The sequence below is a fragment of the Clostridioides sp. ZZV14-6150 genome (genome assembly GCF_020657875.1).
Classification (GTDB): domain Bacteria; phylum Bacillota; class Clostridia; order Peptostreptococcales; family Peptostreptococcaceae; genus Clostridioides.
The window spans coordinates 36,075-47,504 of sequence record NZ_JAGWDA010000022.1; the positions used below are offsets into that span (position 1 = coordinate 36,075).

15 protein-coding genes and 1 other annotated feature are annotated in these 11,430 nt (G+C 30.6%); all 15 genes read right to left on the reverse strand.

Annotated features, from left to right (window positions below):
- Positions 1-39: 39 nt before the first annotated feature.
- The 15 genes from rplJ to gltX all read right to left on the reverse strand — a co-directional run bounded on the left by rplJ (position 40) and on the right by gltX (position 11,117).
- Entirely contained in the window at positions 40-546 is a 507-nt protein-coding gene (rplJ, locus tag KGF41_RS18740; protein WP_227437047.1) for a 50S ribosomal protein L10, read from the reverse strand.
- Positions 547-588: 42 nt separating this feature from the next.
- Positions 589-717, reverse strand: a sequence feature (ribosomal protein L10 leader region).
- 51 nt (positions 718-768) lie between these two features.
- On the reverse strand, positions 769-1,467 hold the full coding sequence (rplA, locus tag KGF41_RS18745; RefSeq protein WP_227437049.1) for a 50S ribosomal protein L1: 699 nt from the start codon (positions 1,465-1,467) through the stop codon (positions 769-771).
- 70 nt (positions 1,468-1,537) lie between these two features.
- A complete protein-coding gene (gene rplK, locus KGF41_RS18750; RefSeq protein WP_054268674.1) occupies positions 1,538-1,963 on the reverse strand; it encodes a 50S ribosomal protein L11 in 426 nt (141 codons plus the stop codon).
- A 39-nt stretch (positions 1,964-2,002) separates the two neighbouring features.
- A complete protein-coding gene (gene nusG / locus KGF41_RS18755; protein ID WP_227830405.1) occupies positions 2,003-2,545 on the reverse strand; it encodes a transcription termination/antitermination protein NusG in 543 nt (180 codons plus the stop codon).
- Positions 2,546-2,564: 19 nt separating this feature from the next.
- On the reverse strand, positions 2,565-2,786 hold the full coding sequence (gene secE, locus KGF41_RS18760; protein ID WP_227850926.1) for a preprotein translocase subunit SecE: 222 nt from the start codon (positions 2,784-2,786) through the stop codon (positions 2,565-2,567).
- A gap of 23 nt (positions 2,787-2,809) precedes the next feature.
- On the reverse strand, positions 2,810-2,959 hold the full coding sequence (gene rpmG / locus KGF41_RS18765) for a 50S ribosomal protein L33 (protein WP_003421192.1): 150 nt from the start codon (positions 2,957-2,959) through the stop codon (positions 2,810-2,812).
- A 249-nt stretch (positions 2,960-3,208) separates the two neighbouring features.
- On the reverse strand, positions 3,209-4,402 hold the full coding sequence (tuf, locus tag KGF41_RS18770; protein WP_227842893.1) for an elongation factor Tu: 1,194 nt from the start codon (positions 4,400-4,402) through the stop codon (positions 3,209-3,211).
- A gap of 73 nt (positions 4,403-4,475) precedes the next feature.
- Positions 4,476-5,123 carry an RNA polymerase sporulation sigma factor SigH gene (gene sigH / locus KGF41_RS18775; RefSeq protein WP_227437057.1) on the reverse strand — a complete coding sequence of 216 codons (648 nt, stop codon included), beginning with the start codon at positions 5,121-5,123 and terminating at the stop codon, positions 4,476-4,478.
- A 64-nt stretch (positions 5,124-5,187) separates the two neighbouring features.
- Complete coding sequence (locus KGF41_RS18780; RefSeq protein ID WP_227437059.1) at positions 5,188-5,715, reverse strand: NYN domain-containing protein; 528 nt, start codon at positions 5,713-5,715, stop codon at positions 5,188-5,190.
- A gap of 6 nt (positions 5,716-5,721) precedes the next feature.
- Entirely contained in the window at positions 5,722-6,456 is a 735-nt protein-coding gene (gene rlmB, locus KGF41_RS18785; RefSeq protein ID WP_227830460.1) for a 23S rRNA (guanosine(2251)-2'-O)-methyltransferase RlmB, read from the reverse strand.
- A 12-nt stretch (positions 6,457-6,468) separates the two neighbouring features.
- Positions 6,469-7,227 (reverse strand): FAD-dependent thymidylate synthase, encoded by a 759-nt coding sequence (gene thyX, locus KGF41_RS18790; protein ID WP_227841314.1) that lies wholly within the window; start codon positions 7,225-7,227, stop codon positions 6,469-6,471.
- A 105-nt stretch (positions 7,228-7,332) separates the two neighbouring features.
- Entirely contained in the window at positions 7,333-7,728 is a 396-nt protein-coding gene (locus KGF41_RS18795) for a ribonuclease III domain-containing protein (RefSeq protein ID WP_227830458.1), read from the reverse strand.
- A 2-nt stretch (positions 7,729-7,730) separates the two neighbouring features.
- Positions 7,731-9,128, reverse strand: a complete 1,398-nt coding sequence (cysS, locus tag KGF41_RS18800) for a cysteine--tRNA ligase (RefSeq protein ID WP_227483629.1) — start codon at positions 9,126-9,128, stop codon at positions 7,731-7,733.
- A gap of 141 nt (positions 9,129-9,269) precedes the next feature.
- Positions 9,270-9,425, reverse strand: coding sequence for a hypothetical protein (locus KGF41_RS18805; RefSeq protein ID WP_003421202.1), 156 nt, complete (start codon positions 9,423-9,425; stop codon positions 9,270-9,272).
- Between the two features lie 210 nt (positions 9,426-9,635).
- On the reverse strand, positions 9,636-11,117 hold the full coding sequence (gene gltX / locus KGF41_RS18810) for a glutamate--tRNA ligase (RefSeq protein ID WP_227842892.1): 1,482 nt from the start codon (positions 11,115-11,117) through the stop codon (positions 9,636-9,638).
- Between the last annotated feature and the right edge of the window lie 313 nt (positions 11,118-11,430).

Here is an 11,430-nt window from a genome sequence, read left to right on the forward strand (position 1 = left end):
TCTTTTCAAATTAATATTTATAATTTTTTAGTTAAGCAATTAAGCTTCTTCTTGACCTTCTGCCTTTTTCGCTATTGCATCTATTAAGTATGCAAAGTTTGATATTGGAGCTTTTAAGCTACCAAGTAATTTAGCGATAAGAACTTCTCTTGATGGTATGTTAGCCATTTCAACAATCTTAGCTTCGTCATAGAATACACCTTCTACAACACCCATCTTTAATTTCATCTTTGGATGAGAATCCATGAATCCTTTTAATATTCTAGCTGGAGCAACTGGATCATCATACCCAAATGCTATAGCATTAGTACCAATTAATAATTCTTCATTGAATTGCTCTATACCAACTTCTTTAGCTGCTCTTCTAACTAAAGTATTTTTATATACTTTGTAATCTACACCAGCTTCTCTCATTTGTTTTCTTAACTCAGTTACTTCTTCAACTGTTAATCCTTTGTAATCTACAACAACCGCAGCAGAAGATTTTTGTAACTTTTCAACTATTTCAGAAACAACTTCTGATTTAATTTCTATAGCTTTTCTCATCTAGATGTGCACCTCCTTCACCAAATAGGCTTAGTATTTACCGCAACATTATAAAAAGCTTTTGTTGCCAAAAGTAGACATCAAAAGCTTTAGTAATCTCAATTTATCTAAAACCTCGGTGGGATATTAAGCTTTTGCACCCACTATCTACGGCAAATCTATTCTTTTTTACATTGACAAATGATATAATAACACTTTTGTCAACCTGTGTCAACAGTTTTATTATTCAGCTGTTCTTGCTGGGTTTATTTTAACTCCAGGTCCCATTGAAGAAGCTACAGTTATACTTCTTAAATATTGCCCTTTAGCAGCAGCTGGTTTAGCTTTTATTATAGCATCCATTAATGCAGCAAAGTTTTCAGATAATTTTTCTCCACCAAATGATACTTTTCCTACTGGAACGTGTATTATGTTAGTTTTGTCTAATCTGTATTCAACTTTACCAGCTTTTATTTCATCTATAGCTTTAGCTACATCAAATGTAACTGTTCCTGATTTAGGGTTTGGCATTAAACCTTTAGGTCCTAATACTCTACCTAATCTACCTACTACACCCATCATATCTGGAGTAGCAACTACTATATCAAAATCAAACCAGTTTTCACCTTGTATTTTTTGAACTAATTCTTCAGCTCCTACAAAATCAGCACCAGCTTGTTCAGCTTCTTTAGCTTTTTCACCTTTAGCAAAAACCAAAACTCTCTTAGTTTTACCAGTTCCGTGAGGTAATACAACTGCACCTCTTACTTGTTGATCAGCATGTCTTGAGTCAACACCTAATTTAATGTGTGCTTCTACTGTCTCGTCAAATTTAGCTCCAGCTATATCTGAAACTAATGTTAATGCTTCTGATGCATCATAGAATTTAGTTCTATCTACTTTTTGTAATGCACCTGCATATCTTTTACCTTTTTTAGCCATTTTATTTTCCTCCTTGTGGTTAATCTCGGCTTTTCGCCTCCCACTTTATAAAAAAAAGTGTATCTTTTAATTAATCTTCTACTACAACACCCATGCTTCTAGCAGTACCAGCTATCATACTCATAGCAGCTTCTACTGATGCAGCATTTAAGTCAGGCATTTTTAACTCAGCTATTTCTCTTACTTGAGCTGAAGTTATTTTAGCAACTTTCTTTTTGTTTGGTTCTCCAGAACCTGATTTTAAGTTTAATGCTTTTTTAATTAAAACTGCAGCTGGTGGAGTTTTTGTTATAAAACTGAATGATCTATCTTGATATACAGTTATAACAACTGGTATTATCATTCCAGCTTGATCTGCAGTTTTAGCATTAAATTCTTTTGTGAATCCCATTATATTAACACCATGTTGTCCTAATGCTGGTCCAACTGGTGGCGCTGGAGTAGCCTTTCCTGCAGGTATTTGTAATTTTATTTGACCTATAACTTTTTTAGCCATTTTGAGCGCACCTCCTCAGATTTTTCTATAATAATAGTATTAGATTTTTTCTATACCTTCAAGCTCTATTACAAATAGAGTCCTTTTACCAAATGCATTTATGCACACTTTAACTTCTCTGTTTTCTACGTCAATTTCTTCTATGTTTCCTACTTGTCCACTAAATGGTCCTTGAGATACCTTTACTGTATCCCCTATTTCAAAGTCAATATCACTATTTACTACTTTAGGGTCAGTTGTATCTATGCCCATAGCTTTAACTTCATCTTCACTTAATGGTACTGGTTTTGAACCAGGTCCAACGAAACCTGTAACTCCCTTAGTATTTCTTACTACATACCAAGATTCATCAGTTATTATCATTTTAACCAAAACATAACTTGGATAAACTTTACGTTGTCTAGTTTTCTCTTTTCCAGTTTTAGTAGTTTCCACTACTTCTTCTGTTGGAACAACTACTTGTCTTATGCAGTCTTCCATACTTCTTGTTTTAACTGCTTTTTCTATTGTAGCTTTAACTTTATTTTCATGTCCCGAATAAGTATGAACTACATACCAACTTGCTTCTTGTAATTCTGACATTTAACTTACCTCTTTTCGTCTATTTTAGTAATAACGCTAGTGCACCAGATAATATAGTGTCTATACCCCATACTAATATAGTGCATGAAATAACTACAGTTAAAACTATACCTGTGTTTTTAAACAATTCTTTTTTTGTCGGCCATGTAACTCTTTTCAATTCTTGTTTAGTTTCTTTTAAATAACCAAATAAACTGAATCTCTTTTTAGTTTTTACACCGTCATTTGTTTGGGCAGCCATTCCATACTCACATCCTTATAAAACTATTTTGTTTCTTTATGAGTTGTATGCTTTTTACAGAATCTACAATATTTTTGTAATTCTATTCTGTCTGGATTGTTTTTCTTATTCTTAGTAGTGTTGTAGTTTCTTTGCTTACACTCTGTACATGCTAAAGTTACTTTAACTCTCATCTGATACACCTCCAACTTTGTAATACAATAATATATATTGTTAATATATGTGAATATAATATCTTTAAAATATGTATTTATTAAAAATCTACAGTATTCAAGATATTATTAACTTCCTATAATCATTACCTTGTATAAGGTATCACAAAATCCTATGCTGTGTCAATGTTTTTGTATTTCTATGTTAAAAAAAGAGGAGCATAACCCCTCTTTTTATTATTCTTTAATCCATCAGTTTAGTAAAAAGAATTACTCGATTATTGTAGCAACAACTCCTGAAGCTACTGTTCTTCCACCTTCTCTTATTGAGAATCTTAATCCTTCTTCTACAACTATTGAGTTTATTAAGTCTACTTCCATTGTTACGTTATCTCCAGGCATTACCATTTCTATTCCATCTGGTAACTTACAAGCTCCTGTTACATCTGTTGTTCTGAAATAGAATTGTGGTCTATATCCATCAAAGAATGGTGTATGTCTTCCACCTTCTTCTTTTTTAAGTACATATACTTCTGCAGTAAATTTTGTGTGTGCTTTTACTGATCCAGTTTTTGCTAGTACTTGTCCTCTTTCTATTTCGTTTCTTTGTACTCCTCTTAATAATGCTCCTATATTATCCCCTGCTTGTGCTTGGTCTAATAATTTTCTGAACATTTCTACTCCTGTTACTACTACTTTTCTTGGTGCTTCTGTTAATCCTACTAATTCTACTTCGTCTTGTACTTTTAATACTCCTCTTTCCACTCTTCCTGTTGCAACTGTTCCTCTTCCTGTGATTGAGAATACGTCTTCTACTGGCATTAAGAATGGTTTGTCAGTATCTCTTTCTGGTGCTGGTATATATTCATCTATTTGCTCAAATAATTCTACTATTTTATTTCCCCATTCGCTCTTTGGATCTTCTAATGCCATTAATGCTGATCCTCTTATTATTGGAGTATCATCTCCTGGGAAATCATATTCTGTTAATAAATCTCTTACTTCCATTTCTACTAGTTCTAATAACTCTTCGTCATCTACCATGTCACATTTGTTTAAGAATACTACTATATATGGTACACCAACTTGTCTTGATAATAGTATATGCTCTCTTGTTTGTGGCATTGGTCCATCTGTTGCTGAACAAACTAATATTGCTCCATCCATTTGAGCTGCTCCTGTTATCATGTTCTTAACGTAGTCAGCATGTCCTGGGCAGTCAACGTGTGCGTAGTGTCTATTTGGAGTTTCATACTCAACGTGTGCTGTTGATATTGTGATTCCTCTTTCTCTTTCTTCTGGAGCTTTATCTATGTTTGCGAAATCTACTGCTTCTCCTAATTGGTATCTGTCATATAATGTTTTTGTTATTGCTGCTGTTAATGTAGTTTTACCGTGGTCAACGTGTCCTATTGTCCCTATATTAACATGAGGTTTTGTTCTTTCGTATTTAGCTTTAGCCATTTTGAATTTCCTCCCTTATCTTTCGATATAAATTAATTTTGCTCACAATAAGCTTATGGTAAGTATTTTACTATTAATCATTTCTGTTTTCAAGATGTTTTTCTAATTTTCTCTTAACCCTTTGTAAAGCGTTATCTATTGACTTTACATCTCTTTTAAGTTTGTCCGCTATGAACTGGTATGACTTTCCATTCAAATACAATTCTAGGACTTCTAATTCCAAGTCGCTTAATAATTCGTTCATCTTTGATTCTATATTTTTTAATTCTTCTTTACTAATTATAAGTTCTTCTGGATCTGTTACTATACTTGTAGCTATTATATCTAAAAGTGTTCTGTCTGACTCTTCATCATATATTGGTTTATTCAAAGAAACATATGAATTTAAAGGTATATGTTTTTGTCTTGTTGCAGTTTTTATAGCAGTTATTATTTGTCTTGTTATACATATCTCTGCAAAACATTTAAATGAATTTGTCTTACTTCCATCAAAATCTCTAACTGCCTTATAAAGGCCTATCATTCCTTCTTGTATTATATCTTCTTTATCTGCTCCAATTAAAAAATATGACTTTGCTTTTGCCTTTACAAAATTTCTGTATTTGGTAATAATATACTCTAGTGCTATCTTATCCCCTTCACTTGCTTTTAATACAATGTTATACTCATCTTGCTGACAATTGTCTATTAACTCATAACTTTTTTCTTTTGCTACCAACATGTAAATCTCCCCCATATATAAAACAAATTTATAGGTATATTATAGTCTAAAGAACCTAGTAATTTCAACGCTTTCTACGAATGTTCTCAAGTTTCGACAATGTTTCTTCATCTAACCTCTCCTCCAACCAATTTCGCTGAATTTTTTTCCTTAAACCGCTATTTTTTTCCTTCATTTTATTCTTGGAACGATCTAATTCTAACTTTAATTCTCTAGCAGACATTCTCATAGCACCTTTTCCTAAAATCATTTGTTGCTCTGCATAGTCATTAGTAGCTACTTTTACATCATCATATTTTGATAGAGAAGTTATAAATTTTTCTATATAACTATCTGCTGTTTGGTGCTCTCTTGTATAAACTATTGTTATGTGTTTTCTTTTTTCAACTTTTTCTCGGGAATTCTTAACATTATAAGCATCAAAAACTATTATAGTCTTATATCCCATAAACTCAGAGAATTCTATAATATCATCAATAAGTTTTTCTCGAGAATCTTCTAAATCCTCTTTAGCCAGTTCTTTTAAATTATCCCACGCATTTATAATATTATAGCCATCTATTATTAAGTAGTGATTTATGTTTCTTCTCATACTTATTTACTTTTTATCCAGTCTTTGTCTGAATATTTCATATAAAAGTATACCACCTGCTACAGATGCATTTAAAGATGTAACATTACCTATCATGGGCATTTTTACTATAAAGTCACAGTTTTGTTTAACCAATCTAGATATTCCAAAACCTTCACTTCCAATTACTACACCTAGAGGTCCTGTAAGATTTTGTTTATAAAAAGTTTCTCCATCCATATCAGCAGCTGCAATCCACAGCCCCTCATCCTTCAGTCTTTTTATTGTATTGACTATATTGGTTACCTTACAAACTGGCATATACTCTACAGCTCCAGCAGAAGCTTTTGTAACTACAGGAGTTATGTGCACAGACCTTCTTTTTGGGATAATAACTCCATGTGCTCCTACTGCATCTGCTGTCCTTATTATTGAACCTAGATTATGTGGGTCTGTTATTTCATCTAGTATAATAAAAAATGGGTCTTCATTTTTACTTTTTACTGAGTCTATTAACTCATCTAATTCATAATACTTATATTCACTTGCATAAGCTATTACACCTTGATGAGAATGACTTGTGCTTACTTCATCTAACTTATGTTTATCAACATATTGTATAATTATATTCTTTTCTTTTGCCATTCCTATTATTTTCTTAATTGAACCTTCTTTAGCTGAGTTTGCAATTAATATTTTATCTATCTCTCTATCACTCTTTATAGCTTCTATTACAGGATTTCTTCCTTCAATACTTGCCAAACTATTCACCACCTACAAGGATTTAAATTTTTCTCTAACTTGAACTATGTCACCACAAGTCATAGTTCCTTCTGGACAACTTCCATTTACACAGCTTGGACCAGTCTTTTTAAATAATATAGGAGCAACTTTTTTAACTTCTCTTAACATTTCTACAGCTAAGTTTCTTATTTCCCATTGTGCTCTTTCACAACATCTATGTTCAAAGAAATTAAATAAACTTCTAGCGTTTATAGTAAATACCATTTTTGTTTCACATGCATTTGGAAATACATATCTAGCATCCTCTATTGCTTTTTTCTCAGCTTGTCTCTTTGCTGTTTTCTCATTTTTTCCTTCTTTTATTAAGTCATTATAATGCTTATCAAATAATATCTCCACTAATTTGTCATAATCCTCTTGGTCCTTTTTCATTGAGTTGACAAATAACTCTTTTGCTTTTTCTATTTTTTCTATTTCAGGAGGAATTATGTACTCAAATTGGTCTAGTTTAACATATCTTTGACTTTGTTGTGAAAAACTAGCTATACGATGTCTAACAATTTGATGCGAACAAGCTCTTGAAATACCTTCTATTGAAAACGTAAAAGATGCATGCTCTAATATTGAACCATGCCCTATATTTAATAACATATTTAAAAATTTTTCTATACTTTCTTCTGTTAAGTCTTTTTCTATTTCGTCTGTCCCAACTGGTGAATAGCATAATTTAGCTGCCATAGCTATTACTTTTTCGGGTTCAGGTGTATGTGATATTAATTTTACTTTCATAAATTTTCGTCCTTTCTTATTACTAATTTCTATATATTTATTATACATTAGTTATAAAAAAAGTGTTGCCTTATTAATTATTATTAAGACAACACTCTTTAATATTTACATATCTCTTTCAATAATTTTGATTCCTTTATTGATAATATATTGAAGTCTCTCTATTTCATTATTCAAATACAAATATCCAACTAATGCTTCAAATCCAGTTGCATGTTTATAGTCTATAATATCTGCATTTTTAGGAGAAGTGTTTGATTTTTGATTTCTTCCCCTTTTATAAATTTTACTCTCTTCCTCTGTTAATTCACTTTCGATTTCATGAATTATTGACGCTTGAGCTTTAGCTTTTACATACTTTATGGCTAACTTATGCAAATCATTAACTTTTCGCTGTGTATTTTGTCTAATCAAGTGTTCTCTTATATATGTCTCATACACTGTATCACCTAAATATGCTAAAACTAGTGGTGACATAGTAACTAATTCAGTTTTTTCCATTTTTATACCCTTTTCCACTTAACACCTTGTCTTGTGTCTTCTAGTACTATTCCCATATCTAATAATTGTTGTCTTATATCATCTGCTAATTGGAATTCTTTATTTTTCTTTGCGTCAGTTCTCTTTTGTATTAATTCTTCAATGTCTTTATCTAGCACAGTATCCTTTTTCTTATTTACAATATTTAATACTCCTGTAAGCTCATTAAATTCATCTAAACATTTCTTAGCTAACTCTAAAGAAGAGTTTTCGTCTACATTAGAATTTATCAACTTAGCCAACTCAAATATAATACTTACTGCATCTGCTGTATTAACATCATCATCCATAGCATCTATAAATCTTTGTCTAAAGTTATCTAATTCTTTAACAAGTTCTACTTCTTTTTCTGTTAGAGATGATTCTTTTAAATTACTTAATGTAAACTCTAATTTTTCTTTAGTATTATATAATCTTTCAAGACCAGCTTTAGCTTGGTTTAACATTTCATCACTAAAGTTTACTGGATTTCTATAATGTGCTGATAACATGAAAAATCTCACTATTTCTAAATCATATAGCTTTGATATATCTCTTACTGTAAAGAAATTACCTTTTGATTTACTCATTTTTTCATCATTTATATTTATATATCCATTATGCATCCAATATTTCGAGAATGTTTTTCCACTTCTAGCTTCACTTTGTGCTATTTCGTTTTCATGGTGTGGGAATGTTAAATCTTGACCACCTGCATGTATATCAATTGTCTCACCTAAGTATCTCTTAGACATAACAGAACATTCTATATGCCATCCTGGTCTACCTTCTCCCCAAGGACTCTCCCATCCTGGCTCTCCTTCTTTTTTTGCTTTCCAAAGAACAAAGTCCATAGGATGTCTTTTTTGGTCATTAACTTCAATTCTAGCTCCAGCCTCTAAATCTTCTTGTTTTTGACCTGAAAGTTTTCCATATCCTTCAAATTTATTTGTATCAAAATAGACATCGCCATTTACTGCATATGCATATCCTTTATCTTCTAATTCTTTTATAAAATCTATAATTTGTTGTATATTATCTGTAACTTGAGGATGAACAGTAGCTCTCTTAATTCCTAATCCATCACAATCTACAAAATACTCTTTTATGTATTTAGTAGCAACTTCTTCTGGAGATATTCCTTCTTCGTGGCTTCTATTTATAATCTTATCATCAACATCTGTAAAGTTTTGTACATAAGTTACGTCATATCCTCTATACTCTAAATACCTTCTTAGAGTATCAAATATTATAAATGGTCTTGCATTACCTATGTGGATATAGTTATAAACTGTTGGACCACACACATACATTTTTACCTTTCCTTCTTCTAATGGAACAAATTCTTCTTTTGCTCTAGTTAATGTATTATAAACTTTCACACTCATCACCTCACTGTATTTTTATAAATTATTTTCTTAACATCATATATTATATTATAGTTGAAAATTGCAATAAATAATAGTACTACTATCATTTTTCATACTATCCTTCAAATTACATAATAATATTATCACTATTTTCTATTGTTCCTCTAAAAATATCTTTTTTTGAGAAGAACACTTTTCAAAAGTCTCTTCTGTAATCATTTTTTCGTCTTTTAACTTTTCTAAAATTGTAACATATTCTAAGCATAGCTCCTTTAATTCCTTTTTAACATCATCAATATTACTATACATAGTAATTACCCCCTTAATAATTAAATCAAACTAAAATAATAGATTACCTTCTTCTATGCTTAATATTTTTATTAGTTTATTATTTATATTTTTGCTTTGCTTTTTATATATTAAATTTATTGACCTAAATACCTTCATTTTGTTAGCCATATATTTTCACCAAATACTAACACAAAAAAAGTCCGCATCTAAATTAGCGGACTTTTATGACTATAATATATGATTTTTTACATAAGCTATTCTATTTAAGCAAGTTTCTTTTCCTAAAACTTCCATTACTTTTGGTAAATCTGGGCCATGCATTTGTCCTGTCAAAATTATTCTTGAGCCCATAAATAAATTTTTTCCTTTTATTTTATACTCTTTTTGTATCTCTTTAAGCATTGCTTGACCAAACTCAGCATTTAATATTTCTGCTTTTTCTATTTTTTCTTGTAAGGCATCTATTAAAGTAGGTATGTGTTCTAATTTTAAGAAGTCACTTCCTTCTTCAGTTTCTACCTCTACCTTATCTCCAAAGAATATACTCGCATGCTCAGTAACTTCTTTTACATATTGTAATTTTTCTTTAAGCACTGATATCATACTCTTTAAAAATTCATACTTACTAGTAGCTTCTGCTTCTGTTATAAATCCATCTTCTATTAAGAACGGTATAGCTAAATCCGTTAAGTAAGCATCATCACCATCTTTTATATAATGTTGATTAACCCAGTTTAACTTTTCAGTATCGAATACTCCTCCACTTTTAGATACTCTTTCCACAGAGAAAGCTTTTTCTAATTCTTCCATTGTAAATAACTCTTGATTATCTTCTGGAGACCAACCAACTAGTGCTACATAGTTTACTAATCCTTCTGGTAAATATCCTTTTTTCTTAAAATCTTCAACTGCTACATCACCTTGTCTCTTACTCAATTTTTTCTTTTCTTTATTAAGTATATTTGGTAAATGTACGAATACTGGTGCTTCCCATCCAAATGCTTCATATAAATAAACATGTTTTGGAGTAGATGATACCCACTCTTCGCCTCTTATAACATGTGTAATTTTCATTAAATAATCATCTACCACTACTGCAAAATGATAAGTTGGGAATCCATCTGTTTTCATTAAAACTTGGTCATCTAAATCATTAGTATTGAATTCCATGTCTCCTCTAACTAAATCTGTAAACTTAATTATATGATTTTCTGGTAATTTTAATCTTATAACATATGGTACTCCTGCTTTTATATTAGCTTCTATCTCTTCTTTAGAAAGTTTTTTGCAGTGACCATCATATTTAGCAGTTTCTCCTGCTGCCTTTTGAGCATCTCTTACTTCATCTAATCTTTCCTTTGTGCAGAAACAGTAGTAAGCCTTTCCACTATCTAAAAGTTGTTTTATATATTCTTGATATATATCTAATCTTTGAGATTGAATATATGGTCCATATTCTCCTTTTTGTATTACTTTTCCATTATCATCTAATATAACACCCTCATCATGATTAACACCAGCCCATTTCATAGCATTAAGCATATTCTCTATAGCACCTTCTACTAATCTACTTTGGTCTGTATCTTCTACTCTTAATATATATTCTCCGCCCATTTTTTTTGCAAATAAATAGTTATATAAAGCAGTTCTTAAACTACCTATATGTACAAATCCTGTTGGACTTGGTGCAAATCTTACTCTTACATTCATTTTTACTTCCTCCTGATATTTTATTCAATATAACTATAATATTAAACTAGTACATTGTTTTGCAAGTTTATTTTTAATCAAACTTAATAATAATATCCTTTTTATTTAAAAATACACATGTTTATTATATCAGAAAATACTAGGTTTAATTTCATAAATCTTTCTTTTAATCATTTTCTAAAAATTAAAGGTATCATTTATAACTATTCATAAATGTTTATTCTGAACCTCCCATAACTAAAGTCACAGGGTTCCTGCTTCATAGAATTTTGCATACTAAAATATGTCTTACCAATTCTCCACAGGCTATCCC

What these genes read in the sequence shown, in the direction of transcription:
- rplJ (WP_227437047.1), bottom strand. Translation starts at nt 546, where the DNA reads ATGAGAAAAGCTATAGAAATTAAATCAGAAGTTGTTTCTGAAATAGTT.
- rplA (WP_227437049.1), bottom strand. Translation starts at nt 1,467, where the DNA reads ATGGCTAAAAAAGGTAAAAGATATGCAGGTGCATTACAAAAAGTAGAT.
- rplK (WP_054268674.1), bottom strand. Translation starts at nt 1,963, where the DNA reads ATGGCTAAAAAAGTTATAGGTCAAATAAAATTACAAATACCTGCAGGA.
- nusG (WP_227830405.1), bottom strand. Translation starts at nt 2,545, where the DNA reads ATGTCAGAATTACAAGAAGCAAGTTGGTATGTAGTTCATACTTATTCG.
- secE (WP_227850926.1), bottom strand. Translation starts at nt 2,786, where the DNA reads ATGGCTGCCCAAACAAATGACGGTGTAAAAACTAAAAAGAGATTCAGT.
- rpmG (WP_003421192.1), bottom strand. Translation starts at nt 2,959, where the DNA reads ATGAGAGTTAAAGTAACTTTAGCATGTACAGAGTGTAAGCAAAGAAAC.
- tuf (WP_227842893.1), bottom strand. Translation starts at nt 4,402, where the DNA reads ATGGCTAAAGCTAAATACGAAAGAACAAAACCTCATGTTAATATAGGG.
- sigH (WP_227437057.1), bottom strand. Translation starts at nt 5,123, where the DNA reads ATGTTGGTAGCAAAAGAAAAAAGTTATGAGTTAATAGACAATTGTCAG.
- KGF41_RS18780 (WP_227437059.1), bottom strand. Translation starts at nt 5,715, where the DNA reads ATGAGAAGAAACATAAATCACTACTTAATAATAGATGGCTATAATATT.
- thyX (WP_227841314.1), bottom strand. Translation starts at nt 7,227, where the DNA reads ATGAAAGTAAAATTAATATCACATACACCTGAACCCGAAAAAGTAATA.
- KGF41_RS18795 (WP_227830458.1), bottom strand. Translation starts at nt 7,728, where the DNA reads ATGGAAAAAACTGAATTAGTTACTATGTCACCACTAGTTTTAGCATAT.
- KGF41_RS18805 (WP_003421202.1), bottom strand. Translation starts at nt 9,425, where the DNA reads ATGTATAGTAATATTGATGATGTTAAAAAGGAATTAAAGGAGCTATGC.
- gltX (WP_227842892.1), bottom strand. Translation starts at nt 11,117, where the DNA reads ATGAATGTAAGAGTAAGATTTGCACCAAGTCCAACAGGATTTGTACAT.